The 25,445-nt window shown below is 34.5% G+C and carries 40 protein-coding genes; 4 read left to right on the forward strand and 36 right to left on the reverse strand.

Annotation, left to right across the window (positions count from 1 at the left end; translation table 11 throughout):
• Window positions 1-1,204: 1,204 nt before the first annotated feature.
• Window positions 1,205-1,339: a hypothetical protein gene (locus F5ESL0225_RS08515; protein WP_255409271.1), complete on the reverse strand. Its 135-nt coding sequence runs from the start codon at window positions 1,337-1,339 to the stop codon at window positions 1,205-1,207.
• 446 nt (window positions 1,340-1,785) lie between these two features.
• On the opposite strand from F5ESL0225_RS08515, the gene F5ESL0225_RS04190 reads away from it, so the two are divergent.
• The 4 genes from F5ESL0225_RS04190 to F5ESL0225_RS04205 all read left to right on the forward strand — a co-directional run bounded on the left by F5ESL0225_RS04190 (window position 1,786) and on the right by F5ESL0225_RS04205 (window position 3,384).
• A complete protein-coding gene (locus F5ESL0225_RS04190; protein ID WP_369931588.1) occupies window positions 1,786-1,929 on the forward strand; it encodes a type II toxin-antitoxin system HicA family toxin in 144 nt (47 codons plus the stop codon).
• Window positions 1,930-2,000: 71 nt separating this feature from the next.
• A complete protein-coding gene (locus F5ESL0225_RS04195; RefSeq protein WP_090092122.1) occupies window positions 2,001-2,399 on the forward strand; it encodes a type II toxin-antitoxin system HicB family antitoxin in 399 nt (132 codons plus the stop codon).
• Between the two features lie 274 nt (window positions 2,400-2,673).
• A complete protein-coding gene (locus F5ESL0225_RS04200; RefSeq protein ID WP_090092124.1) occupies window positions 2,674-2,868 on the forward strand; it encodes a type II toxin-antitoxin system HicA family toxin in 195 nt (64 codons plus the stop codon).
• A 99-nt stretch (window positions 2,869-2,967) separates the two neighbouring features.
• Window positions 2,968-3,384, forward strand: a complete 417-nt coding sequence (locus F5ESL0225_RS04205; RefSeq protein WP_118906835.1) for a type II toxin-antitoxin system HicB family antitoxin — start codon at window positions 2,968-2,970, stop codon at window positions 3,382-3,384.
• Between the two features lie 289 nt (window positions 3,385-3,673).
• Here the strand turns inward: F5ESL0225_RS04205 and F5ESL0225_RS04210 are convergent, their stop codons facing one another.
• The 35 genes from F5ESL0225_RS04210 to F5ESL0225_RS04355 all read right to left on the reverse strand — a co-directional run bounded on the left by F5ESL0225_RS04210 (window position 3,674) and on the right by F5ESL0225_RS04355 (window position 25,431).
• Entirely contained in the window at window positions 3,674-3,853 is a 180-nt protein-coding gene (locus F5ESL0225_RS04210) for a hypothetical protein (protein WP_122021742.1), read from the reverse strand.
• A gap of 364 nt (window positions 3,854-4,217) precedes the next feature.
• A complete protein-coding gene (locus F5ESL0225_RS04215; protein ID WP_370466408.1) occupies window positions 4,218-4,907 on the reverse strand; it encodes an N-acetylmuramoyl-L-alanine amidase in 690 nt (229 codons plus the stop codon).
• Between the two features lie 207 nt (window positions 4,908-5,114).
• A complete protein-coding gene (locus tag F5ESL0225_RS04220; protein ID WP_122047905.1) occupies window positions 5,115-5,366 on the reverse strand; it encodes a hypothetical protein in 252 nt (83 codons plus the stop codon).
• Entirely contained in the window at window positions 5,353-5,832 is a 480-nt protein-coding gene (locus F5ESL0225_RS04225) for a hypothetical protein (protein ID WP_122047906.1), read from the reverse strand. The genes F5ESL0225_RS04220 and F5ESL0225_RS04225 overlap by 14 nt, the downstream gene beginning before the upstream one ends.
• Before the next feature lie 181 nt (window positions 5,833-6,013).
• Window positions 6,014-6,160 carry a hypothetical protein gene (locus F5ESL0225_RS08330; protein WP_158592389.1) on the reverse strand — a complete coding sequence of 49 codons (147 nt, stop codon included), beginning with the start codon at window positions 6,158-6,160 and terminating at the stop codon, window positions 6,014-6,016.
• Window positions 6,161-6,192: 32 nt separating this feature from the next.
• Window positions 6,193-6,330 (reverse strand): hypothetical protein, encoded by a 138-nt coding sequence (locus F5ESL0225_RS08335; protein ID WP_158592390.1) that lies wholly within the window; start codon window positions 6,328-6,330, stop codon window positions 6,193-6,195.
• 169 nt (window positions 6,331-6,499) lie between these two features.
• Window positions 6,500-6,832: a YjcQ family protein gene (locus F5ESL0225_RS04230; protein WP_122047907.1), complete on the reverse strand. Its 333-nt coding sequence runs from the start codon at window positions 6,830-6,832 to the stop codon at window positions 6,500-6,502.
• A gap of 4 nt (window positions 6,833-6,836) precedes the next feature.
• Window positions 6,837-6,986 (reverse strand): hypothetical protein, encoded by a 150-nt coding sequence (locus F5ESL0225_RS08340; protein ID WP_158592391.1) that lies wholly within the window; start codon window positions 6,984-6,986, stop codon window positions 6,837-6,839.
• A 75-nt stretch (window positions 6,987-7,061) separates the two neighbouring features.
• Window positions 7,062-7,253 (reverse strand): YjcQ family protein, encoded by a 192-nt coding sequence (locus F5ESL0225_RS04235; protein ID WP_122047908.1) that lies wholly within the window; start codon window positions 7,251-7,253, stop codon window positions 7,062-7,064.
• A 101-nt stretch (window positions 7,254-7,354) separates the two neighbouring features.
• The gene (locus F5ESL0225_RS04240; RefSeq protein ID WP_122047909.1) at window positions 7,355-7,555 is read right to left on the reverse strand and encodes a hypothetical protein; all 201 of its coding nucleotides are present in this window, start codon (window positions 7,553-7,555) and stop codon (window positions 7,355-7,357) included.
• A 576-nt stretch (window positions 7,556-8,131) separates the two neighbouring features.
• Window positions 8,132-8,365, reverse strand: a complete 234-nt coding sequence (locus F5ESL0225_RS04245) for a hypothetical protein (RefSeq protein WP_122047910.1) — start codon at window positions 8,363-8,365, stop codon at window positions 8,132-8,134.
• Window positions 8,358-8,849, reverse strand: a complete 492-nt coding sequence (locus F5ESL0225_RS04250; protein WP_158592393.1) for an ADP-ribosyltransferase — start codon at window positions 8,847-8,849, stop codon at window positions 8,358-8,360. Before F5ESL0225_RS04250 ends, F5ESL0225_RS04245 begins: the two co-directional genes overlap by 8 nt.
• Window positions 8,764-8,961 (reverse strand): hypothetical protein, encoded by a 198-nt coding sequence (locus tag F5ESL0225_RS08345; protein ID WP_158592394.1) that lies wholly within the window; start codon window positions 8,959-8,961, stop codon window positions 8,764-8,766. Before F5ESL0225_RS08345 ends, F5ESL0225_RS04250 begins: the two co-directional genes overlap by 86 nt.
• A 648-nt stretch (window positions 8,962-9,609) precedes the next feature.
• The gene (locus tag F5ESL0225_RS08445; RefSeq protein WP_122047913.1) at window positions 9,610-9,858 is read right to left on the reverse strand and encodes a hypothetical protein; all 249 of its coding nucleotides are present in this window, start codon (window positions 9,856-9,858) and stop codon (window positions 9,610-9,612) included.
• 373 nt (window positions 9,859-10,231) lie between these two features.
• Window positions 10,232-10,423 carry a hypothetical protein gene (locus tag F5ESL0225_RS04265; RefSeq protein WP_122047914.1) on the reverse strand — a complete coding sequence of 64 codons (192 nt, stop codon included), beginning with the start codon at window positions 10,421-10,423 and terminating at the stop codon, window positions 10,232-10,234.
• Window positions 10,405-10,545 (reverse strand): hypothetical protein, encoded by a 141-nt coding sequence (locus tag F5ESL0225_RS08350; protein ID WP_158592395.1) that lies wholly within the window; start codon window positions 10,543-10,545, stop codon window positions 10,405-10,407. The genes F5ESL0225_RS04265 and F5ESL0225_RS08350 overlap by 19 nt, the downstream gene beginning before the upstream one ends.
• A 477-nt stretch (window positions 10,546-11,022) precedes the next feature.
• Window positions 11,023-11,193, reverse strand: coding sequence for a hypothetical protein (locus F5ESL0225_RS08400; protein WP_199716444.1), 171 nt, complete (start codon window positions 11,191-11,193; stop codon window positions 11,023-11,025).
• Between the two features lie 67 nt (window positions 11,194-11,260).
• Complete coding sequence (locus F5ESL0225_RS04270; protein WP_122047915.1) at window positions 11,261-11,440, reverse strand: hypothetical protein; 180 nt, start codon at window positions 11,438-11,440, stop codon at window positions 11,261-11,263.
• Window positions 11,441-12,056: 616 nt separating this feature from the next.
• Window positions 12,057-12,956 carry a hypothetical protein gene (locus F5ESL0225_RS04275; RefSeq protein ID WP_122047916.1) on the reverse strand — a complete coding sequence of 300 codons (900 nt, stop codon included), beginning with the start codon at window positions 12,954-12,956 and terminating at the stop codon, window positions 12,057-12,059.
• A gap of 139 nt (window positions 12,957-13,095) precedes the next feature.
• Entirely contained in the window at window positions 13,096-13,641 is a 546-nt protein-coding gene (locus F5ESL0225_RS04280; protein ID WP_122047917.1) for a peptidoglycan recognition family protein, read from the reverse strand.
• On the reverse strand, window positions 13,641-13,943 hold the full coding sequence (locus F5ESL0225_RS04285) for a phage holin, LLH family (RefSeq protein WP_122047918.1): 303 nt from the start codon (window positions 13,941-13,943) through the stop codon (window positions 13,641-13,643). Before F5ESL0225_RS04285 ends, F5ESL0225_RS04280 begins: the two co-directional genes overlap by 1 nt.
• Before the next feature lie 31 nt (window positions 13,944-13,974).
• Window positions 13,975-14,226: a hypothetical protein gene (locus F5ESL0225_RS04290; protein WP_122023006.1), complete on the reverse strand. Its 252-nt coding sequence runs from the start codon at window positions 14,224-14,226 to the stop codon at window positions 13,975-13,977.
• Between the two features lie 11 nt (window positions 14,227-14,237).
• On the reverse strand, window positions 14,238-14,621 hold the full coding sequence (locus tag F5ESL0225_RS04295) for a hypothetical protein (RefSeq protein ID WP_122047919.1): 384 nt from the start codon (window positions 14,619-14,621) through the stop codon (window positions 14,238-14,240).
• Complete coding sequence (locus F5ESL0225_RS04300; protein ID WP_122047920.1) at window positions 14,602-14,754, reverse strand: XkdX family protein; 153 nt, start codon at window positions 14,752-14,754, stop codon at window positions 14,602-14,604. The genes F5ESL0225_RS04295 and F5ESL0225_RS04300 overlap by 20 nt, the downstream gene beginning before the upstream one ends.
• A complete protein-coding gene (locus F5ESL0225_RS04305) occupies window positions 14,747-15,106 on the reverse strand; it encodes a hypothetical protein (protein WP_122047921.1) in 360 nt (119 codons plus the stop codon). Before F5ESL0225_RS04305 ends, F5ESL0225_RS04300 begins: the two co-directional genes overlap by 8 nt.
• Before the next feature lie 39 nt (window positions 15,107-15,145).
• Window positions 15,146-16,909, reverse strand: coding sequence for a hypothetical protein (locus tag F5ESL0225_RS04310; protein ID WP_122047922.1), 1,764 nt, complete (start codon window positions 16,907-16,909; stop codon window positions 15,146-15,148).
• Window positions 16,910-16,923: 14 nt separating this feature from the next.
• On the reverse strand, window positions 16,924-17,478 hold the full coding sequence (locus F5ESL0225_RS04315) for a putative phage tail protein (protein ID WP_122047923.1): 555 nt from the start codon (window positions 17,476-17,478) through the stop codon (window positions 16,924-16,926).
• Window positions 17,471-18,619, reverse strand: coding sequence for a baseplate J/gp47 family protein (locus F5ESL0225_RS04320; RefSeq protein ID WP_122047924.1), 1,149 nt, complete (start codon window positions 18,617-18,619; stop codon window positions 17,471-17,473). Before F5ESL0225_RS04320 ends, F5ESL0225_RS04315 begins: the two co-directional genes overlap by 8 nt.
• The gene (locus tag F5ESL0225_RS04325; protein ID WP_199716445.1) at window positions 18,609-19,079 is read right to left on the reverse strand and encodes a DUF2634 domain-containing protein; all 471 of its coding nucleotides are present in this window, start codon (window positions 19,077-19,079) and stop codon (window positions 18,609-18,611) included. The genes F5ESL0225_RS04320 and F5ESL0225_RS04325 overlap by 11 nt, the downstream gene beginning before the upstream one ends.
• A 2-nt stretch (window positions 19,080-19,081) precedes the next feature.
• Window positions 19,082-19,459, reverse strand: a complete 378-nt coding sequence (locus F5ESL0225_RS04330; RefSeq protein ID WP_122047925.1) for a DUF2577 family protein — start codon at window positions 19,457-19,459, stop codon at window positions 19,082-19,084.
• A complete protein-coding gene (locus F5ESL0225_RS04335) occupies window positions 19,441-20,496 on the reverse strand; it encodes a hypothetical protein (protein WP_233554100.1) in 1,056 nt (351 codons plus the stop codon). The genes F5ESL0225_RS04330 and F5ESL0225_RS04335 overlap by 19 nt, the downstream gene beginning before the upstream one ends.
• A complete protein-coding gene (locus F5ESL0225_RS04340) occupies window positions 20,493-21,182 on the reverse strand; it encodes a hypothetical protein (protein WP_122047926.1) in 690 nt (229 codons plus the stop codon). The genes F5ESL0225_RS04335 and F5ESL0225_RS04340 overlap by 4 nt, the downstream gene beginning before the upstream one ends.
• A 20-nt stretch (window positions 21,183-21,202) precedes the next feature.
• Complete coding sequence (locus F5ESL0225_RS04345; RefSeq protein ID WP_122047927.1) at window positions 21,203-24,298, reverse strand: tape measure protein; 3,096 nt, start codon at window positions 24,296-24,298, stop codon at window positions 21,203-21,205.
• A 199-nt stretch (window positions 24,299-24,497) separates the two neighbouring features.
• Window positions 24,498-24,929, reverse strand: a complete 432-nt coding sequence (locus F5ESL0225_RS04350; RefSeq protein ID WP_122023016.1) for a hypothetical protein — start codon at window positions 24,927-24,929, stop codon at window positions 24,498-24,500.
• A 13-nt stretch (window positions 24,930-24,942) separates the two neighbouring features.
• Window positions 24,943-25,431 (reverse strand): phage tail tube protein, encoded by a 489-nt coding sequence (locus tag F5ESL0225_RS04355; protein WP_118896691.1) that lies wholly within the window; start codon window positions 25,429-25,431, stop codon window positions 24,943-24,945.
• Window positions 25,432-25,445: the final 14 nt, after the last annotated feature.

Consider the following 25,445-nt stretch of genomic DNA (forward strand, 5'->3'; position numbering starts at 1 on the left):
GATGACTTTTACAGTAGCACATTTATCTTATTAACACGCTTTCTGCTTACTCTTTTTCTAGTTTCTGTTAATTCCTCCATAAAACCCAAGTTAAGAACACCTTTTTATTTTTAAAAGTTTTCTTATAATTATATTTATGATTTTCAATTACCATGGCAATAATTAGACTTATTATTACAGTTTTAATTATTATTTTTGGTCTCAAATCGATTTTTGTTTTAATTGTCCAATTATCCTTTGATTTTTTAAATTCATAAATTTTGTTCATTGTTATTTTTCTTTTCATAGTACACTAATTTATATACAACAGCAACCAAACTCTTCTCTGTTGTTATCATCTATAAATATTTATAAGCTTTTTACCATATAGTTGCAATTAAACTCACTTTTTTCCCAAAAATGGGAAATACTTTAGTCTAGTTCCAATAATCAACGCAATTCTTTTATCGTCAATGCTATTTTCTATTAGGTTTTCGCTTAGTCGCAGCATTATTTAGCCAACTTACCCTCGCCTAAATTTACTAATAGTAGAAAAATAGATACTTGATTGCATAATTTTTAGCTTACATAAAAAACTACTAAGAGAGACCATTCTCTTAGTAGCTATGTTCAAATTTATCAATAAGGAAATCGATAAATAGAAATAAATCTCTAGTTGAACAATTACAGTTTAACATAAGTCGCAACTTAAAGATAGGAAATTATAGGGCAATTGTTAATACCAAAATAAACTATACTTAAAAAGTCGCTTTATTATTCAAAACAGTGCATTTTTAATTTTTTACCGTTTGTAATCGTTGATATTATAGGCTTTTTAAAAGCATTTAAGGAGATTAAAGTGATTAATTTATAATTAATAATGGTTAATTACAAAGTTGGCAAACATCTCTATGCTTTTAATTCAGTCCTACGTTGTTCAACCTATTCTAAAATATTTTCTAAGTCTTCTTTTGTAGCTAAATTAAGGATAAAGTTTTTAGCTGTAGACCACTTATTTATATATGATTTTATTTTTTTGTTTTTTCGTCCCACTTTTTATTAGCACGTTTCTTTGCTTCACTTAGAGTCATAATAATTCACCAATTGCAAATAATATTATTGCTATAATAATTGCCAAAAATGCAGATGTATAATATTTCTTTTCTTTATCACTCATGTTATTATTTAGATGACAAAGTAGTGAGGACTTATCCTCACTACTCAGTTATTTCAAAAATGCTTTTACAAGACTTCTGATAAGCCTTAGTAACTCAACTACTGGGGCTGACCAAGCTGCTATTGCTGTATATTTAGCGATTTTAGCTTGAGTTTCTTGTTGAAGCATTTTTTTCTTTGCCACCTATTTCTCACCTCTTTACATATTAGATAGCGTACATTGTAAATAATATCTGACAATTAATTTATATTTTTATACATGAAAAATAAGCACTCCAGGAATTATCCCCAGAGTGCTTATTTAATATTTTGTAAAAAAGCGCTTTTTTAAAGTTTTCATTGATTATTTTACTTCATAATTTACCAAAACTAGACTTTTTAACAAATTAAAATTAAACATAATTTTACGCATAAAAAGACGCCACCCACGTTACTTCCTGAATGGCTTTTATTTTTCAATGTAAAAATAACTCGACCAATTAAAGATAGTAAGAGCTCTGACCATTATAACACATCGAAAAATCAAAACTTTATTTTTAATACTATTGACTTTTATACGTAAATTACGTATAAAAGTTATATAAAGTTGAGAAGGGAGGAATAACAGATATGACAATGAAACCATAACAAATGGTAAAATTGTTGATGAAAAACGGTTTTGTGAAAAAACGCAAGAATGGAACCTCACATTTAATAATGTATAACAAAAATAAAAATATCTCAGTTCCAGTTCCCATTCATGGCGGCAAAGAATCACGCAAGACGCAATTCTGAAGGAAGCAGGCTTAAAATAAGCCTTCTTTGCTATATATGTTATCCTTTAAAAAATAGAGGTGTAAAAAATTATGCAAGAAAAAGATCTATTAACATATCCAGTAGTTATTTGGGCTGCTGAAAAAGGCTATAATGTTTTTGTTCCAGATTTAGGGGAAAAAGGTCTAGCGACACAAGGAACCAGCTTAGATAATGCTATCTATATGGCAGGCGATTTAATTGGCTGTATGTTGGCTGATACCACCAACTATCCGAAAGCAACACCGCTTAATGAAGTTGACATTCCTGCCGAGGCTAAAAAAGCAATCACAACACTTGTACCTGTCAATATTAAAGATTATAGAAAACGGGCGTCAAAGACAGTCAGAAAAACAGTATCCTTACCAGAATATTTGGTGGATTTAGGAAAAAAAGAAAAAATCAATTTTTCTAAAATTTTAACTGAAGCATTAGAAAGCAGATTACTATAACTAGACCAGTACCAACTTTACATAATGCGCATTATCAGAAATAGCTAAAAAACACTACTAAGTCAAGGCTAATAATTGCCCATGATAAAACTTTGTGAAATTATCATGTTTCACACTTAATAATCCTAATTTTATAGGGTTCTTTTTTTCGTCCAAAATACAATTTCACAAAGTATACCAATTGCATAAATTCCTTGTTGTGCTACAATACGTATATAGGCGTATTGTTTATTTGCGAATAAAAAATAATTATGCACGTTAAAGGAGGAAAAATATGACGGAACATAGCGCCAAAGAAATCATTAACTTAATTAAGAAAAAAGGATATGAAGAGCATCATACAACTGGTGACCACCATATCTATAAGAATAAATCCGGAAAAATGATTTCTATTCCCTACACTCACTTGAAAGATAGTATTAGCATTGGAACGTATAAATCAATCGTCAGAATGCTTGATAGTAAGTAATTACTTAAAAGACAGTCATAACTGTTTTTTTATTGACTTATATGCGTACTAATGCGTATAATATTGTTAATAGAAAATAAAAAGAGAGGTAAAATTAAAATGTATAAAGGGACAAAATACTACAAAGAAAAATTTTATACATATCCTGCGGTACTAGATGATTCTGAAAATGAAAAAGGTACATATACTGTAACGTTTCCAGATGTGCCAGGTGCTATCGGAGAGGGAAAAGGTATTTCTGAAGCTATTGCCAGTGGTAAAGAGGGCTTAGAATCTATTTTGATTGCTTCAAATGAGCCATATACTAATAGTCCAATTGAAAAAGTAAAAAAAGACAATCCTAATAAAATTGTCACATATATTTTGGCCGATATGGAAGAAGCTAGAGAAATCACTAAACCAGCGACTGTTAAAAAGAATACAACTATCCCAAGAGATTTAGCCATTAAAGGTGAAAAAGCAGGAGTTAACTTTTCAAAGTTATTAACTGATGCTTTACGCGTTAAATTAAGTTAAAAAAGCGGGTGGCTTTTTTAATTTATCAAGGATTTTTTGCAAAAAAAATCAAAAAGATGTATAATGCTTTTACTCCGATGTTTTCGGTCTTAACTTTATAAAAAAAGACGCCTAGATTAATTTCTAGGCGTCTTTTTTTATAAAGTTTAATTCATCAATAATGTCTGGTCATAGCATCCAACAGTTTTGTTCTTTATCGAACTCTAAAGTGCCGTATTTCTCTTCGTCTACATATTTAAGTTCTCCTTTGTTTTCTTAACTTTATATCTATAATATTGTCAACAGAAATTTATATTTTTTTCCGTTTTTCTGCAATTATTTTTTCTAATTCGTCTAAATCCTCGCTGGTAGCAAAGCGACGAATGAAACTCTTGGCTTGTGACCTGTAGACTAAATATTTTTTTCGGTCTTTATTCTTCTCGTCCCACTTTTTATTAGCACGTTTCTTTGCTTCACTTAAAGTCATAATAATTCACCAATTTCAAATAATATTATTCCAAGCAAGATAGCAATTATTGCTGATCTATAGTACTTTTTTTCTTTATCAGTCATGTTATAATAGATAGCAAAGAGTGGAGCTTAGCTCCACATCTTTTGGTTATTTACAAAAGGCTTTAGCAATTTTTTCATTTGATTCTTGTTGAAGTCTTTTTTGCTTCTTTGCCATCTATTTCTCACCTCCTTACATATATATAATACACTATATAACGTGTACTGTCAACTTTTTTTTAAAAAAAAGCCACCCTAGTTTTACCTAGAGTGACTTCAAAAAGGAATTAAATCATGTGATAAAAATTTAATTCATATTCCATTCATATATAAGTATACATCAACTATTTAGTTAATGCAATATTTAGCCCGCTAAAACCTTTGGTCAAATCCTTAGCAAACTTGGCTTTTGATATGCCAATTTTTGGCAGGTATTGCCATGGGTCAACATGATTGGTATTGCTGTAACCATGTTGCACAAGCCATGAGTGTGTCTTAATGCCACGATATGAGTTAGTGTCTAGAGCTAATGGTATGCCATACTTTTTAGCTGACCATCTAAGCCAATTTACATAGTTTTTGTAGGCTTTTAGGGCTCGTCTGTGATTGCTGAACTCGCATAATTCAATCTGGACTGGTGCCAAACTATTAGCAGGACTACCTGCACCCCAAGCAACATAACCTAATTCGCCAACTTGATAAATTGAGTGGTCGTCAATGACAAAATGCACATACGTCTGGCTTACATTGATACCATTTTTCATGTTGCGTGAAATAGCCCAAGCTTCCCCATTGGGTGTAGCGGTTGAGTGAGCAATAATAAAGCGTGGTGTAGCTAACTGTGAGCTACCTTCGTTGTCTCCAGCTTGCTTTTTGAACGTCTTTAAATCCTTGTCACGCTCTGCAATCTGGCTCTGTAGCGACTGATTAGTCTTGCCTAGCTCATCTGTCTTAGCTTTCATTGCTTCGACATCAGCACCATGCAAGCTCATGACCTTGTCAATTTGTTCATCGATTAAAGCTAATTTTTTAATTCTTCACGTCTCATCTTATTTCCTCTCTCGCAATATTTTACGTGGGGCGACCACTTTCAAGGTATAAAAAATAAGGCTTTTTACGCCTTGCTCGGGGCAAAATAAAAAGCAACTGTTAAGCTACTTTATTAGTTTTGATTATTATTTTCAGAATATTTTTTTCTAGCTTTTTCTGCAAAATACTTCTTACTTATAAAAATACAATAACTACCATTGAACATCATCCATCTTAGAATATAGTTCTGATAACTTTTTACCATCAATTTCAAAGTTCAATACTTCATTAATATTTTTGAACTTTTTTATATAGTCGCCACTACCTAGCTCACGTTTCTCTGAAAAGTCAGGTGCATTTAGGTCAGGCTCCAATAACCAACGCCGCTTATTTAAAGTGAACTCTATTTCGTATCCTATTTCAATTAATTCTCTAAATTGAGCTAAACTCTTAATCTTGCTCATTATTGTGCCACCTCCTTAAGTCCTCAATTTCGTTTTCAGTTAATGGTCTACCACTTCTTCTATATAATCTTATTTTACCACGGCTTTTATCAAATTGCTTTACCCAAAAGTGCACATGAGGTACGATCATATGCATTTTTTTATTGCCATGGTCAGTTAAGTCTAAATCTTTGTCAACAAAACCTGTTTCATCGTAATATCTATATTTAACCAACTTACCCTTGTATAATCTACCAATAACTGATAGTGGTTTACCTTTAGTTGACATGTTATGCATTTCTTTTATAGATGGAACAACTTTTTCATATTTATTAATACGATTTTGTTCCTTTTCATTAACATGTCTAATTTCAATTTGTTTCTTCCACTCATCAAAAGTCATGTTTTCAACATATTCACCCTTACCAGTTTCAGGGTTACGTGCCCATCTTTCGGAACTATCAAGCAACCCTTCCATGTATGGCATCGTCGTGCATCTACAATAAGGATGAATTAACGCCGTCTTTTTTGCCGTGCGTTTGCCGTGCGAAAGTAATAAAAAAGCTTGTAATTATTGATATTACAAGCTTTTTTAAAAATATTTAAGTGAAGAAGCCTTACTTTATTTTTATCGTTCCATTTTTTATTAGCACGTTTCTTTGCTTCACTTATTTTGCCCATAAAATTATTCCGCCAATAATTGCCATAATTGATATTAGTAATAGCAACCGTTTTGGGTAAAATTGAAAATTAGTTTTAACAATACCGTTTTTATTTTTTAGGGGCCTTTCCCGATGGTAATAATAGTTTTTCATTGTAAATTCCCTCCCTAGCATTTATAATTAACTTAGATATGGCAAAGAAGGCAATGCCTTCCTTGCCTGTCTTGTTTCTCGTATGAGATATGATATTCAAAAGCTACAAAATAGAGGTTGATTCTGATGGTTATCTCTACTGTAGCTTTTTTCTTTTTCCGTTTTTTCATATCTCTCACCTCCTTACATATTATCAACAACATTTTTTAAATATAATCGAAAAAATTTCTATTTAAAAGTTTGAATTAGCATACTATACAGTAAAAAAATAAGCCTTTTTACGCCATGCTTGGGGCAAAATAAAAAGCAGCTAATCAGCTACTTAATTCTTTTACTAAATTATAAGGGTAGCCAATCTCTGACTTCTTTTAATAGCTTATACAATCTTGTCATGTCAGAGTTTTCTAATAAATAAAGTAACCCATCATCTGTTATAGGACTAGTTTCTAAAATATTTACTGTCATGTGATTTTGAAAATCTATATTAAAAGCTCTTTCATCAACATAGCCCTTTTCTATCAAGTCTTTTAAAACATTGATGAATTTTTCTGAACCCACATTATTCATTATCTTTTGTAACTGTTCTGGATCAATCCTTACAATATTATCATGACATTCTTTAAAATACTGTAATATTTTATATGTAACAGTTTCATAATCATTTTTCAGCATGTTTTTATACACCTCTACTCGGTATCGCACTAACTACATCCGAAATCCAGATATCATCTTTAGGATCATCTGCCATAAACAGTAACTCTGGTTGATTATCAGATTCATCTTCAATTTCATTAACAAAAATTGTTCGCTTTGTACCGTCTTTCAATGTAAAAGTTACTTTTCTAGCTCTAAAATCTCAACTAATGACATTTTATGTGGATCCATACTTATCTTCCTTATTTCAAAATCCAGGAATAATTCCTTTAATATCTTTCAACGTATTTTTGACACGTTCCATCATTGAATTACTGAATAAGTATTCAATTCCTTTCGGAGTAATTTGCACATTGTCATATTTAATGGACTTACCACCTAATGTGTTAATAAATTTAATACCTACAATGTAGCCATCATTATTAATATTGGTCAAAATATAATTCCAATATTAATCATTATATTGACTAGCAATTTCATTCAATTGAAATATACTTACCTTGCTTCAAGTAATCAAGCATTTTAGAATTACATATACAATTATCTTGAGCTATAAATTTCTTCTAACTTTCCTAAATTTGCGTCTTCGTTAGATAACCAATCTAATTCCTCAACAGTTAGTTGATCTAACCAATCAGGCATGTTGAGATTATCTTCTTCTTCAGTAGGAAAATTATCAGCTGGTGTTTGTTTCAACTGCTTAGCTATCCACTTTTTTCTATCCTTAGTTGGTTCTTTCATTAGACTAATCACCTATCTTTCCAAATTTAAACCCATATTTATTAGCAAATTCTGCTAAAGTAGCTTCTTGAGCTACAACTTCATTATAACTCATATGATGATTCTTCTTTAGTCTAATACTGTAATTTAAGTTGTCGTTTTTCTTAAATTTTTTATCAGACTAGATATACCAATACATACTATCATCATGACCAATAGTTAATCCCATTGCAACAGTACCATTTTTAGATACTTAGCTTAAAGCGGCTATATCACTTGGATAAGCTCGATAGCAAAAATAAAGTTTTTCAGAGCAGTTTATGTTGTAAACTATTCCTACCAGTTTCTACCCTATAATACTTATATCTCATCTGTCTTGGTTTTCATTGCTTCGACATCAGCACCATGCAGACCCATGACCTTGTCAATCTGTCCATCGGTTAAAGCTAATTTTTTTAATTCTTCACGTCTCATCTTATTTCCTCTCTCGCAATCTTTTACGTGGGGCGACCACATTCAAGGCATAAAAAATAAGCCTTTTTTACGCCATGCTCAGGGCAAAATAAAAAGCAGCTGTTGTGCTACTTTAATTTTTGGTTATAGATTCTCATCTTCTGGCAAACCATATTTTTTGTTTGCTGCCTTAATTTGTTCTCTTAATTTTTTATGGTGCTTATTATTAAAGGCTGAATCAGGAAGGTTCTTAGCAAACTTAATCAGTTCCTCTGTCTGCCTTCTTTCTTCCTCGGTTTCTGGATGATCTCTTCCAATTACCTTGCCACCGGTAGGTAAGTACCAGCGCAAGTCTGAATAAGGCTCTTTCCTAGTCAATTTCTTCAACCTCCAATATTATCTGTTCACCTTTAGTATAGCCCTTTAGAATTTTGAATTTTGTGTTACGTCCAAATAGTACCTCTTTTTCTTCGGCCAATCCATAATCTGATAAAACAACACCATTTTGACTATTATTAATAATAATCTGAACGTTATCATTGTTATTATAAATTCCTTTACTAGTAGAAGTATAACTAGGTTCTACGGCTACTTCTCCTGGTTTCCATTTTTTCAAGAAATCAACCAAGTCATCTTTATTCCAAAAACTAAGTGAGCATTGCAAAGGTTTATCAGACTGACATTTAGGTAACTTGCTTAAAGCTGAGTCAAGATTTGCAATATTTGTCTTGTCATAATCGCTCAGTTCTAAGCCTCTGCGTAATTTATCATTAACCTTATACGACCATGATAAAAGATAGTTGGTTAAGCCTTGCTTTTCTGCTGCTGTCAGACTTGTGACCATAACTAATCTGTTGGCCATATTGTTTCTTCCACTCATCAAAGGTCATGTTTTCAACATATTTACCCTTACCAGTTTCAGGGTTACGTGCCCATCTTTCGGAACTATCAGGCACGCCTTCAATGTATGGCATAGTTGTGCATCTACAATAAGGATGAATTAACGGATAATTAATTCCGTCTTTTTTGCCGTGCGAAAGTATTAAAAAAGCTTGTAATCGTTGATATTACAAGCATTTTAAACATATTTAAGGAGAGTACAGTCTAATTTATTAAAAATAAATAATTTAACCATCTCACAATCACTGAAATATCAATATTTATAAATTGATTAATCATAATTAATAACAACTAATTACAAAGTCGGCGAACATTTTGGCGAGCATCACACTATGCTTTTAATTCAATCCTACGTTGCCCAACATATTCTGAAATGTTTTCTATTTAAAAGCTTGAATTAGCAAGTTTTATAGCACACAAAAAAGCCACTCAGAATCTATTCTGAATGGCATTTAATTTTAGTCAATATTATCGTGATCCTTATTGTTAGTTAAATCGTCATTTCCCGATAACGTATCAATATTATTAGATATAGAACCCATAAATGTAAAAAACGATATTAGTCCTGATGCTCCACCAAAATAAGGATGTTCATTCATAATTAAATAAACTGCACCTATAGTAAAAAAGAGAACAAAGCAACCTGTTATAATCAAACTAACCCAAGCTAACCTTCCACGTCTTCTTTGACGTTCTTCTTCTAATTTTCTTCGTTGCTCAGACTATGCAATACCATTATCAATAATCTTTTTTGCGGCTCCTTTATAAAGTGCCTCATATCCAGCTAACAACTTCGGGTGAGGAATTGGACCTGAATACATCGACATTGCCGCAATGATATGTTCCTGCTCATCCTTTGGAATATCAGAATTTTCAACTTGCTTAATAATTTCTTTGTCAAGCTCTTGCCCTTCCTCATTCTGATTCAAAGTTTGATCAGCTTTAATGTTAATATTCTGTTCCTGACTCATTATTTAAATTTTGATGTCCCATAATCTAAAATTCCACGTCTTAAATCATTTCCTACGTTAATCCAGTCTTGTTCAATAAAACCTCCTATAGGAGCCTTTAAAGGTGTTTTATTATGGCTGTAATTATGTCCTGTTCTATATATAAGATACACTTAAAAGCTTACTAGCTTTTTTAATTATAATGTTCAATTCAGTAAACATACTAATATACCTCCCTTAGAACTTAGAAAAATACTAATTTCTACATCTAACTCTACACATTGCAAACTCATTTGTAAACTATTTTTTTCTTACAATCAATCTTAAATTAATTATAAAATTAGTTACAAAGAAAAAATAAACCATCCCAAACCGCAGTCCATAGTGGCTTATTTTATTTGTTCAATTCATTTTCGCGTTGTGCCACATATTTCTTAATGGTTTCCAAGTCTTCTTGAGTGGCTAAATTTAGAATAAAACTTTTAGCAGTTGAGCGCTTATTTATATATGATTTTCTTTCTTTGTTTTTTTCGTCCCACTTTTTGTTTGCTTTTCTTTGTGCTTCACTTACTTTGTTATCAGCCATCTTACTGCTCCTATTGCTATTAATGCAATTAATCCTGTTAATAAAAGTGTTTTAGGTCTTAAATCAACTTTAGCATTAATAGTTGTGTTGCCTTTGTGAAAATGATATCTATAAATTTTCATTGCTTTTATTCCTCTTACTAATTATAATTAATTTTAGATACAACAAGTAGGTGATTTTGTTCCCCACTTGTTCTTGATTACTTTTTAATGGTAATCTCGAATGCTACAATTCCTAGATTGATTTTGAAGCGAAATTCTAGGTTTGTAGCTTTTTTCTTTGACTTCTTTTTCTTCTTCATTTCATCACCTCCTTACATATATAATACACGCTAATGCGTATATTGTCAACAATATTTGATAATTAATTTATATTTTTTGCATAAAAATAAGCACTCCAGGAATTACTCCCAGAGTGCTTATTTAATATTTTATAAAAAAACGCTTTTTTGAAGTTTTCATTGATTATTTTACTTCATATTTACCAAAACTAGACTTTTTAACAAATTAAAATTAAACGTAATTTTAAGCAAAAAAAAGCTACCCAGAAATTAATCTGAGTGGCTTTATAAATATATAATAGGTTTAAACCCATAATTGTCAACTGTTTTTTAATTTTTTTTCGATTAATTTCGCTAAGTCTTCTAAATCCTCATCTGTACCTATAGAAACGAATTTTTTAGCTTGCGATTTAGTCACGATATACTTACGCTTCTCTTTATTTTTATCAGCCCATTTTTTGGTAGCTCTTTTTTGTGCGTCACTTACCACTCTATCACTCCTCCTAAACTTTATATTTTTTATTATAGGTTTAAACTTAGATATTGTCAACAGAAAATTACATTTTTTTTCGTTTTTCTGCAATTAATTTTTCTAACTCATCTAGATCCTCTTTGGTAGCAAAACGTCGGATAAAGCTGCGAGATTGTGATCGATGATTTAGATAGTTAATTCGCTCCTTATTTTTCTTATTCCATTTTTCGTTAGCACGTTTTTTGGCTTCTGTTAACTTAGTCACTTAAAATAGTACCTTTCTTATAATAAATAATATGATTGCTATAATAATTGCTATAAAAGCAGATATATAATATTTCTTTTCCTTATTACTCATGTTATTATTTAGATGACAAAGCAGTGAGGGCTTATCCTCACTACTCGGTTATTGTTTTAAAAATGCTTTGACAAGACTTCTAATCAGCCTTATTAATTCAACTACTGGGGCTGACCAGGCTGCTATTGCTGTATATTTAGCAATTTTGACTTGGTTTTCTTGTTGAAGTATTTTTTTCTTTTTTTTGTCATCTATCTCTCACCTCCTTACATATATAATACACTCATCATAGTGTATTATCAACTATTTTTGGTAAAAAATCAAATAAAATCAGTTATTTGAAACGTTGATATATCAAGTTTTATGACACATTATCGAATATAAATTATTTTTTACACACAAAAAAGCCACCCAGAAATTAATCTGAGTGGCTTATTTTTTGTGTTCTATTTTATCGTTTCGTTTTCATTTTAAAATCTCCTTTAAATCTTTAACTGAGCTCCCAAATAGGGAGCTTTTTTAATAAATTAAGCATGCTGTACATGCAAAAAATAAGCCGCTCCAGACTATTATCCGGAGCGGCTTATTTATCATCTTCAAAATCAAGTTCAATTTGTTGAGCACCTTTTTGATGTTCCAATACTTTTTCGATTATGTATTCATTTTTCAATCCTTCATTAGTTGAGTAAGTCTTTTTTCTAAGTCTAACTTTCAAAATATCAGTAGAACCAAATTGGGTTTGATTCTTTTCTACTCTGTCAATAAAATCTTTATCTTTAATACTTGCCCAAAATTTGTTAGTATCTTCTGAAAATTTCCATTTATTATCATGTTCAAAAGCAATATTTTCTATTTGCAAATATTCTGTAGATACTTTGTCATCAAGCTCCTTATCTTTAGCCTGAGGAACTTCGAATTTTTTGTATTCATTCTTCTCAACAGAAACGTTCAAATTTTTATCTGAATTAATTTCTACTGAATTTATTCCATCTTTTTCAAGTGGTTTAACTACCGAATGTACTGAGGTTCTAATATTAACATTCTGGTATGAATCTAATATTACTTTGTTAATTATTATAGACTCATTTTTATCCAAAGTTAATTTTATATCCCCATTAGCTAAAGTTTCTTGTTTCTTTATTTTTTTATTATAAAGCTTCTTAATTAATTTAATTACTCCATAAAATGTAGTAACAATTCCACTTAAATTTAAAACTGCATTTGTTGGATTACTGTTAAGTAAACTAACAACATGAGAAATTATGTCCTTACCATTAGCAAGAACAAGGTCCACAATAAAGGAACCTTTGCTAGTTGCCTTTATATCTAAAGAAATCGGATCAGAATCTGGATCTATTACTTGCTGTATCTGCTGAAAAGATTCTGATAATGCCAGTAGTGAAGGAGCTAAATCTCTTATTGGAATTCTGCCATCAGTAATTGCATCACCCGCATATCTTATTGATAAATTACAGGTTGCCATAATTTTTCACCTCTACTTCTTGTATAATTCTACAAGATTAATTCACAAATAGCGAACAAAAATATTGATTTTTAAAAACTTTTTGACAAAAAAACCGCCCATAGAGTAATCAAACTCTATAGGCGGTCTTCTTTTTAGTTTATTTAGTTAGTGCAATATTGACACCGCTAAAACCTTTTTGTAGGTCTTTAGCAAACTTAGCCCGTGATATGCCAATTTTTGGCATATATTGCCATGGGTCAACGTGGTCGGTATTGCTGTAGCCGTGCTGTACAAGCCAAGAGTGAGTTTTGATGCCACGATATGAGTTAGTGTCTAGAGCTAATGGTATGCCATACTTTTTAGCTGACCATCTGAGCCAGTTTACATAGTGCTTGTATGCTTTCAGGGCTCTTCTGTGATTGCTAAACTCACACAACTCAATCTGTACTGGTGCCAAGCTATTAGCTGGACTACCAGCACCCCATGCTACATAGCCAAGCTCTCCCACTTGATATATGCTTTTGTCGTCAATTACCAAATGCACGTAAGTCTGGCTTACATTGATACCTGTCTTCATATTACGTGCAATCGCCCAAGCTTCCCCGTTAGGTGTTGCTGTTGAGTGAGCAATAATAAATCTCGGTGTTGCTAACTGTGAGCTGCCCTCATTATCGCTTAAAGCGTATTTATAATTACGCTTCATTATTTAACCTCCTTGGTTTCGTTATATGCTTTTTGAATCAAGCCTTCTGCAGTATCACGAGTGATTTTGGTCTTAGATAGCTTTGCTTGCTCTAATAAGGCGGTAGTTGCCGTTTCTTTTTTATCTGCACCACTAGCATCACGCGTGGCTTGCTGTGCCACGATATACTGAGCAACGTCATATAGCCACTTCATTTTGTCCGCAATTGCCGGATTATGCTGTCTTGCATATGGATAGATAGCCACAACCCCTACAGCAAGCAGTACAATTACCGAATTTAGAATATTAATAATTTGAGTCATTTTTAAATCCTTTCTAAAAAAGCACTAGATACTATGATCTAGTGCTTTTCAATTCCTTTAATTCTTTTTCTAGCTTTTTTCGTAAAGCTTTTTCTTCATAATAGTCTTTTTTAAATTCATCTCGTTCGAGGCGAAGTTCTTTATTAATTGAGTCTTTGCTCTTAATGATTGCGTCCTTTTCCTTAAAAATTGCATCATAGTCTGCTCTGTTAGTTTTATGTGCTACAGCAATAGCAGTTACTAATGCACCAACAGCGCTGGCAAACACTTGTAAATCGTGCAAGTGATCGCCTCCTAGCTTGTATATGCACACCTGATAATCAAAATAAATAAGATAGCATCCAAAATCACTGCCATTGTCATCTCTATGTTATGGGCAAATAAAACGTGCCACAATTGTTCTGTCAGCAGTACAAAGATCGCACTGCCAGCAACAGTAATTGTAATATCATGTATTACTTTATTTTTATTTCCTGTAACGGCACAATAGAGCAACACTAGTCCCAGAATAATAAAAAAGATGTCAGAGTACTCGCTATTCATCATTGGCCTCAACTGGGGTGGCCATGTAAAGTAATTTTTATCAGCAAATAAAAACCCACCAATTAATACAATTGATAGGCCTATTACTACTTGGTTAAAATTTTTATTAATATTATTAGTTAGTCTGTGCCACATAGTCGTCACCTGTGATTTCTTTATAGTCGCTACTAGTAAGCAGAGTTAGCTCTACAAAGGAGGCAATATCCGCCTTAGTATAAAAACCGTCATTATAAAATCCTCGACTCATTTCTTTGAAGTAATCAAGCATTAGTTTTGCCTCCTTTGGCTAGTAGTGGCGCCATCATTTTTAGCATTTCGGCTTGATTTTTTGAGATTGAAGTTAAGCTAGTTTCTTGGTTCTTGTTCATTTGCTCTAACTGTTTTGCTTTAGTTTGCAAATTAGCGATTATTTGCGTCTTGCTAGTTGGATCGTTTTCAACCCAACCATTTGTTTTGTTGTCCCATATTGGGTCAACCATTGACTCATCAGGCTTTTCTGCATGCCAGCGCCATGGCAAGTCATCCAATTTTAAAATTGATTGTATTACTAAGTGATGCATATTACTGTCCGAACTAGTCGGGTCGCTGTAATAGTATGTACTGTACGTTTCTTCTGTCATTTTTCATTTTCCTTTTTTATATCTTTAACTAATAATCTACTAGCTTACTACAGCCTTAAATTTTGTACTATAAAACCCTATGCCGGGCATTATTAGCCTGACATAGATTGATATTGCAGGACTATTTAAATTAAAATTAAGCAAAAATTGAGCTTGACACCGGGTAGATATAAAATAGCAATTATCAACAATCAGGTAGCCACAATTATATGGGAAGCTAGTGACATCATCAAAAGTATGTGAATTTTTAGAGCTAGTAAGTTTAGTTTCTTCAAAAAAATAAGCTCCTGGATTAATAATATTATCCACGTCTAAAGTGGTACCAGTATATGAGTAGTCCGGATTAGACAAATTACTTAATTTCTTTTTTAATTTTGTGCTAACGTTATTGATGGTTTCATAGGTATTGGCAAGATAGTATCTTCCTTGAGAGTCTGGATAGTACCCGTCAATGGTTTTGATTGCGCCACCAAATTTGCTATCTGCTTGCGATTTGCTGTATACGTCACCTGCATTTGCTTTATCAGCCAATTTCCTGTTAATGGCATCAATATCGCCTCCAACAGATATTGATGCTAACTTATTGTCAATTTGTGACTGCGTGTAAACATCACTCGTATTGGCTTTAGTAGAAAGTCTGGTATCTATTTGTGACCGTATATAAACATCACTTGCATTTGCTTTATAGCCCAGCCTATTATCAATTTGTGATTGTGTGTAAATATCGCTATTATTTGCTTTAAGGCTTAGCCTATTATCTGTTTGAAATTTAGTATAAACATCAACTATATTGGCTTTTTGATTTAATTGATTAAGCAATGTTGTGTAGTCGATATCTGTTGTTACTCGCTTAAAAGTGTCACGATAGTCACTCGTTCCTATACCTATGCATCTAAAAGACCACGTTATATCTGTATTATTGGGCATATCATATAATACTAAAATTTGCATATTATAATAATCGTCGTATTTTTTTTGAATCAAAAACCCTTTAGCTCCTTTAATTGCAGTCGAAGGCAAAGCCGTAAGAGCATCAATACGTTTAGATGTGGTTAAATCAACGCCGTTTAGACGATAAATACCCAAGTTAACGGCTAGGTCTAGGTCAAAAGGCGACGTTGTAATTGTATAATCTGGATGATTTAAATCGGGTAAAACGATATTTGCCACTCCTTTGTCATCAGGTTCAACTGGCGTATCACCGTTAACGCTAATCTTTTTCAGCTTTCCAGCTTGATCTAATTTTTCGTTAACTTCAGTTTTAGAATAAACGTCTCCAACATTTACTTTACCGTCTAACTCTTTTTTGACTTTAGTCAAATCTGCTTTTGTTGCTGAATTCGAGTCGTCGACAATCACCGATACATTATCTGTACGTCCAACAGCGACAAACATTGTCAAGCTAAACTTAAATAGGACTTTATTTTTATAATCCGGCATAAACTCAGGCGCAATAGCTGTTGTGATAGCATAGAGTATCTCTTTATCTTGTCCATCTTCTTTGGCAAAAAGCCCAATCGTATTAATGTTATAGCCATTACCTAAATCTTTATTATTAAAAAGTAGTTCAGTACCAATAACAATACTTTTATCTTGCGTTGAATCAGCTACATTATTTATGACCCCATATTGCATTAAACTAGGCAACTCAGTTAGTTGCTGTAAGTCAGCCATACTCTTATTAGCTAGTTGTTCAGTCGAAGTTGCCGCTCTAGTAATTGCAAACCTTATTGTCCCCTTATTCGCACGGGCCATTAAATCCAGACCTTGGTTGGTTAATATCGTTTTATTGTATTCTGACAAAAATATCACTTCCTTTAATTTTTAATTTGCGACAGGTTAGCCTGTACAGTTACATCTGCTCTGGACCATATACCAGCCCCAATTTTGATATTATTGGTAATTTGTACTTCGTTTAAAGCCACTCTAATTTCATAGACCATGTTAGCTGGCAAATAAATATTGAGTAGATACTTGACATTATCAATCTGCTTGCTAGTAATTTCTGCACTTTTGGCTTCGACAATTGCATCCCTTTTGGGATAGTCAACCCTTATAGTGGCAGGTATCTTCAATGTTACAAACAGCTCTCGCATGTACCTAATTGTGATTGGTCTAGGCGGTAACAAGCGCATTAGTACCTTGTTCTGCCGCATTTGTAAAGTATCACCTGATGCTGGCTTAATACCAACTTGGTCTTCAAAAACGGCTATCCCTTTAGCGTCTGTTTGCGTTACAAACTGGTTTAAAAGTAGTCTTAACTGCTCACTTTCAGCTCTATCCAGCACACCGCCTTGAGCGTGCATGATTGCTTCCATTTCATAAATACCATTATAGTAATCCGGTAAGTAATCCATTAAATTGTTAGCCATCTAGCACCACCTCCCCTAGTACTGGCAGTTGTGATGTCTGATTGTTAAAAGTTAAAACTATATCATTATCAGCATTGTTTAGTTTTGGGACAGATGAATTGACCACGCCTTCAATCATCATAATTTGTGACAGCACCTTAGAGCGATAGATTGTTTGCGCATAACCACGACCTATTGTGGGGTCAACCCTATTCCAGGTCTGGCGTAGCAGCTTAAAGTAGGCTTCAATTGCCGTCTTAATGTTAGCTTTAACAATATCTACACCATGATTGCCGTCAATATTTATAGTTGCTGAAATGTTAACCGTAAAAGGTGTGGGTGCTACAACAGTTACTTGATGGTCGATTGGTGCTAGACCATAGCCATTACCCTCGCTGTCAGCAGGGTCAATGATATTTTTAACCTTTTTAACTAAGTCGGCACTAGCAGGCATTAGAGTGTTATCAACAATAACTAACTTAACTGTTCCTGCACCATTCCAGACGGGATAAACTTGTCCAGCTCCAACTTCTTTAATCTTAGACAACATAGCAAGATAGTCCGTAATGTTGCCACCATAAGCAATCCAGTCATCAGATTGTAACAATCTATCACGCAAGTGATCATCTGTTTCTTCATCCCTTGCAGGAGCCACTATCTCCGTTATTTCTGCCCAGTTTAATGAATCGTTTGCCGTAACTGGTAAAATTTGACCTATGTAAGAATTAGCAATTGTTCCTGGTTCATCTGCAGTCATTTCAGCCGTAAGATCATCGTTGACCTTTTGAATAGTATAAAAAATAGGCGTTTCACCAATACTGGCAAATTTATCGCCCATTTGTACGTTATTAATAGGATTGCCGTCAGAATCTAAAAACTTAGCTTTAACTTCCGTTTGTGTTGCTGCATATCTGGCTGTACCATGCTCAGCGGCTCTGTAATCTAAGAACTGTCCTTGCGCAGTCTTGATATATGTCTGTTTAATGATGTTAGCCCTATCTAATGACTGTTGTGCCATTACCATTGCGGCTGGCGCTAGTGCATCATATATAATCGAGCCTTCACGTTGGTCAATGTCATCTGGCACATTATCTAACATTAGATTTAGCCAATAATCAAAATCTTGTGCCATATAATTAGCAGCTAACTCGTCAGGATTCATCAAGACTCACCTCACTGTCTATATTAATATCACCAAAAACCGTTATGCATATTCCTCTTACAACTAACGTATCATTGGCTGTCTGCATCACTTCATCAAGCTTGAGATCGATGACTCTTTCGTCTGCTAGTAAAGCTTCTTTTAACATTCTTTCTACTTCAACTTTGGCAAAAGCCATATTTTTGCCAATCAAATCATTGAAATCATTACCATACTGGTCTGAATAGATGGGAAAAACTAGACGCTCTGTGCGCAGTATCTTGTCAACTGCTTGAATCATAGCTTCTTGTTCGTCAATCTTGCCACGAATACGACCATTTTCGATTTTAAAAGTTAAGGTTGGTTCATCTTCGAATGATTCGTCATCGTCATCATCTATATCGATATCTTCATCGTCCAATTCTGCATCATCAACTTCATTATCGTCATCAGTGACTACAATGTTGTCTTCGTTATCCATGACTATGCCTCCTCTCGCTCAAACAAGTAAAACTGCTGACCACCGTCCATGCGTATCATCGTGACCTTGTCACCTTTTTTAAGTCTATTGTCGAATTCCATTTCTTTAAAGGTAATATCTTCACTGACTGTTGGACGATTTCCCGATACATTCCCAATCTGATCACTGTGGGATTTAACTTCAATTTTTGCTTTGCCTGGCAGTTTAAACTTGCCAATATGCTTGCCTAGAACTATAAAGTTATCATCAATTACTATGTTGTTAGCTAATTGTACTTTTAAAGGCTTAATTGAGTTCACAACCCCATAAACCACATCAGAATATTCACTATCTTTACCACCACGCTCCTTTAGCATCTTGATTAAGAGCTCCCCAGCCATTCTGCACCTACTTTCATTGTTAAATGACAATTATAATCAGTACCAAAATTATGTTCTGCCTTTAGAATTGGACAGTTTTTCAGAGTTTTCCCAAGGTCATTAATTTTAATCGTAACTGCGTTACCGGCTACTAAATCAATATGCCCGATACAGTCAATTGTTAACTCCTTGTTAGCTCTATTTTTCTTGCGTAGCTCATCTTTAGCTTGCTTGACCATCTGCGCATGATTAGCTTTATTTTTTTTATTAATTGTTTCTTGCAATTTACCCCACTGTTCAGACGATTTACCTGCAGCACTGGCCGACTTAAAACTAGTCCGCTTAGGATCGTCTTGCTTGGCAGTAGCTGATTTCGCTTGTGATTTCTTGGTATCTTTCTGAATTACTTTGACCACATTTGCCGTATTATTAATATCAACGGCATAAGAAAAGCCGGTCATTGCCGACTTACTACCAATTATTATTTTTAACTTCTTATATGGTGCTCTGCGTAACTCCACCACATCATAATTACAGTATATGTAATACATATGCTTGGTGGCTATCCTAGTTTTGACAATCGCACTCTTGACCATATCAAAGTAAGTCTTACCATCACAAACTTCAGCCGAAACCTTATGGGTAGGCTTATCAACCACCTTGTGATTAATACCTGCACGTTTACATACATTGTTGAACCGATCAGCAATTGTTCCAGATTGCCAAACAATTGAATCTTGGTTCTTGAGATACCTTGATTTGTCATAGCACGTTACGCTCACTGTATTGTCTTCTTTTACTTCGTATTTAAAAACATAGCCATAAAAAATCTTGTGGTGGTCCCACCTGAAGGTAATGATATCGCCCGTGTAAGGAATAATTTGATGAGCATTCTGAATCAAGTCAAAAGTTAATTCGCCAGCACTAAAATTCAAGTCAGTAGACCATTTAATATTGGTCACTACTTGCCTCAAATCATATGTGGTACCTTTACCATTACTTTTAGATTTACGATACATATTACTACGACGTTTAAGCTTAAAAGTTGTGACTGTCATGCTTTCTTCACATCACTTTTTCTGACCCAACCACGTGCAGAACCATTTATGCCAACACATATTGGGAACTTATGACCAGTGGCAATGTTAATCACAGTTCTCTTAGCATTTTTTTCGTAGCCACCAGGACCATTGCCATTTGAATCCATATACAATCTACCGTTAACTACAACACTTGAGCCAACTCCGAATTTCTTTGGTGGTGAAATCCGCTTTTTACCTTTTTTTGATTTTTTCTTCTTTTTATTTTTAGAAGTAGAAACTTTGATTGCTTTAAATTCACGATACTGTTTCAATTCGAGCGTATACTTGTACTCTTCATCGTAGCCATCTTCAAAGCCATATTCAAAACTAGAAATAGTCATCGCTAAACTTATTTTGGTATTAGCCACAACAACCTGCATATGTCCTTTAGTTTTTTGGATTTTTTTAATGAAATCAATATAGTACTCTGGTTCTTGAAGCTCATCTACAGCTATATAAGTAGTCTCATTTAGTGGAAACGTACTTTCAATTGTTATATCAACCAATTTTAGATTACCCAGCCGATTAATCTCACCAAGATTGACGACCGTTTGACTCTGGTCATCTCCCTCATATTTAAGCTTTAACTCAGCCGGGTTAACCGGCAATTGGATAGTTTTGTTATTTTTATAGTATGTCAAAAAAACGCCAAAGCCATCCATTAATATCTCCCTCTATCTTTTTAGCCCAAAGATTTCTCTTGTTGAGCAATAATTTTATTTTCTAACGCCGCTAAAAGCGTATCTGCATCATACTCGGCACTACCCGAACTATTAATTTGAATTGCACCACTCTCGATTGTGATTGTCGATGAGCGGTTGTCATTGCTTGTACTGTTTCCGCCAAATCTTGCATTGGTAAGACCACTAGGTCTGCCAGATTGATTAACACTGCCATCATAGTTAGCGCCAACCGTATCAGGTGTTGCAGTAGCAATCATGGCGTCACTAGCGCTTGCTATTAAGCCTTGTGTACTGTTCATCCCAATAGCCATACCCTTACCGAGATAACCACCTATTTCAGCAAAAAGCCTTGACGGTGAGTGAATTTTCGCTTTAGCCCGTGCGGCACGATCTGCCTGGGCAACTAATGCATCAGCGGCGGCTGCAACTTCGCCTACTGCTGACCGCATTCCAGCTGCTAATCCTTGTCCAATCATTGCTCCTGCGCTAAACATCGGACCAGCTCCTGCTTGAGCTATTGCAGCCGCTCGACTAATCGCGGATTGAACGCTTGCTAAAAATTCAGCAGTTTTTGCTCTGCCCATTCTAGGACCCGGAATCGGTCTAACTGTAGGCATTATTGGAGTCGGCACTTTTGGTCGTGCTACTTTAACATGGATTGTTTTGACTTTAGGCATTGTTGGTTGTGGCACCTTAGGTCTGGCTACCTTAGCGTGCATAGTTTTAATCTTAGGTGTCTTAGGCGTTGGTACCTTAGGCTTGGCTACCTTAGCGTGTAGAGGCTTAATTTTTGGAATCTTTGGCGTTGGTATTTTTGGTGTTGAATACTTCACCTTTAACGGTTTAGATTGTAGTAATTTTTGAACATCAGTAGTCGAATCTAATTCAGGCTTAATTTTCGCTTTTATTGATTTTGACTTCAAATTGTTCAATTTTGTTGGATCAGTGAATTGATAATCAACTTTAACTTTGGCTTTTTTAAGAAGCTGTTTGTTGGCATATACATTGTCCAAATTGTTGATTTTTTTGTTTTGCTGAACAATATCTGGCATCTTAATACTGTCTAAACTAGATTTAGTTGTTTTAGCTTGAGCATCGATTCCCTTAAGCGAACTAATCACTGTACCCGTTGCTTTGAATTCGTGCGCGCGATTTAAAGAATCGAACATATGACCAATGTCATTACCCGCGTCACTAAAAGCCTTACGCATCCCGCTGAAACTAAAATCACCGTTTTTAATATCGTTAATGGCAGAACCAAATGCTCTAACACTATTCCCAGCTGCCCTTAATGAATACACAAATGCTGAAGCTATGTTTATAATGCTTGTCAGCGCATCTGCAAGCGCACCAACGCCAATAGCAATGCCGTAAATAACTCCAATACTAATAGTACCTAATGCTTTACCTATTACTGATAAAACTCCACTCGCTGGTGCAAGTGCTTCACCCAAATTACTAAATGCACTACTTAGTGGTGCAAATATTGTCCCGATATTGCTAAACAAATTAGACATTGTGTTTCTAAAATTAAAAAGATTGGTCTGCCAAGCATAGACAGCTCCAATAATTAGAGCAGTCACTCCTGCAATTACAAGAGCAACAGGCCCCGTGATTGCAGAAAAGGCCCCCCCTATCATGCTACCAATTTGAGCAATTTTCTGAGACAACGTCAGTATGGCTGAAATTGTTGAAATAAAATTACTTAGACCACTTGACAATTTTTCGAAAACGCTAGCTATAGCACCGGTACCTTTCATTGCAACAAAGGCGGTTGCTAGTGCAGTGACAGCAGTTGCAACGTGCTGCAGTTGACCTGGATCTAACGAGCCAATTATTTTCAAACCTGCTGCTATTGCGGCAAGCTTAAGGCCATTAACGCCAAGTTTTAATGCTACAAACGCAGTTGCTAACATTTTTAGTGCGCTAGGATTAATTTTTGATATCGCCTGCACAACGTTGGCAATCCCAGAAGCCATGGTTAATGCAAACCTTCCAACACCTTGGCCAATACTATTAAACAGCCCTTTCAGACCTTGATTATTAGACAAGCTACTAAACAGCGTCCTTATGCTATCTCCAATATCTCGAATTATGTCAATAAATTGTTTTTTACTGAATTGGCTAGTAAAGCCTTTAATAAAGGCACTACCAGCTGTTTTTATACGATTGATTCCGTCAATTATCTTATCGGCAAAATTGGCAAAGTTTACCTTCCCCAATTTATCAGTAATGCTACTGATTGCCTTAATACCAATCTCACTTAACTTTTTGAATTGCGGCTGAACCTTGTTGGCTAGCGTCTCTTTTAATCCGTCCAATGCTTGACCAATAGTTTTGTATTGTGTGGCCATTTTACTAAAGTTAGCGTTAGTACCAGTTTTGGCAATTGCGTTAAGGAAGTCTTCCGTTTTAACCTTACCATCTTGGACAGCCTTAACTAATTCCTTAGTATTCATACCCATTGTTTTGCCGACTGCTGCCATACCTGCTGGCGTTTGTTCTAGCATTAACTTGAAGTCCTGCCATTGAACCATTGGCTTAGCCGCCATCTGGGTAGCCTGCTCAGACAACGTTTTCATAGCTTGTTTTGGATCAGTAGCAGCTGCAGCCAATCCACCAAAGCCTTTAACTAAAGCCGTGGTGTTTTTTGTTCCAACAGCAGCCAATTGGCTATATGTTTGAGCCATGTCAGATGATGAATAGATGGTATCTTGGGCAAACTTCTGCAACGAATTTTTAGCGGCATAAATTTGTGCCGGACTCTTACCAATCTGACGCATGTTGCCTTCAAATGTTGACCAAGCTACTGTTGAATCATTTAATTCACCTACAAAAGCACGAACACCATTTCCAGCAGCACCCATTGCCGAACTAATCATACTGCCGATTGCTGAACCAGCAATTAATTGCTTAAGCCCTATATTGGCTGTATTGGCACTGTGACCCATTCTCTCAATACCGGTAGAGCCTTTGTTCATTTCTGCTTTAAGCCTGTTAGCAGCGGACATACTACGCTGCATTCCCGAATTAAATCTATTTAGTACATTACTAAAAGCATCATTAATCCTAAGAGTCCCACTAATTGTAGCCATTTTTTACCTCCTTTCTATTTATATCTTCTAGCCTCACGTTCTGCTTCTTTTTGTTGCTTTTCTTCGGCTTCAACACGTAAGTCAATTGTAGCCTGTACCATTGCTTTTTCTCTTAGTGTTAAATTGCCATATTGGCTAGGTGTCCAATGATATTCGTTAATGCAGTAATAGCAATAATTGAAGTCCCGATTGGACTCAATTAGTTTTTTGCTATTTCCACAAAATTGCTTAATTTATCCGCATCAAAGCCAGAAATTTCCGAAATAGCTTCTAATAAGTCGCCGTATTCTCCCGCCTTAGCAATCATTTTCCGCAACATTTTAGCTGGTTCGGCGATACAGCCCCAGCTTTTTTGTAGTTTTTCGTCATGTAGATTAGGCACTACGACAGACTTTTCGATTAGTAAATCGGTAAACTTATTACTATCAGACTTTTCAACTTCTTGATAAGTTTTCTTGCTAATCATTCTAGAAGTCGCTTGCTTTTGCAATTGATCGAATTCTTCAGAAGTAATGCTCTGAATTACAAATGGCTCCTTATAGCCTGTAATTTTAATTTCTTTTGTCAGACGTTCTTGCTTAACATTTTCTGCTAAAAAATCGTTAACGTTGTATTCTTTTTTGATAGTCATTTATTATTTCTCCTTATAAATCAAACCCGGTGAACGGTGTTACTAAGTTAATCTGTTCAAAAGTAAAGTCAGTTTTCCACTGCATAACTCCATCGTCTGCCTTAAAGTCTGCTAATGGAATATCATTAAGGTTGACTTCACCCAAATGGATAGTCTGGGTTCCAGCCTGGCTAGTGGGATCATTAATTGTAAATGTGATTTCAAAGTAAAGGTCTTTTCCGCCTTGTACGTATGGCAAAGCGTATTTTGTCCAATTGGAACTAATTAAATAGCCCCCAATTGAACCAGTACCTTCCACGGACGTGACCTTCTTGTGCTTCCACCGACTGCCTAAGGTTTGAACATCTTCTTTATTTTTTTCCAGCTTAGCGCTGAATTCATTGCATTCGATTAATGGGATAACATTGCCGTTAATCGTGACATATACTTTCGCATCTTTAGTTGAAATGGTATCTCGGCCATTTAAAAAACTGCCTACTGTACTTACTGTTTCGTCTGCCATTTATTTTTACCTCC

It is taken from the genome of Lactobacillus sp. ESL0225 (assembly GCF_003692905.1).
Lineage (GTDB): Bacteria > Bacillota > Bacilli > Lactobacillales > Lactobacillaceae > Lactobacillus > Lactobacillus bombicola.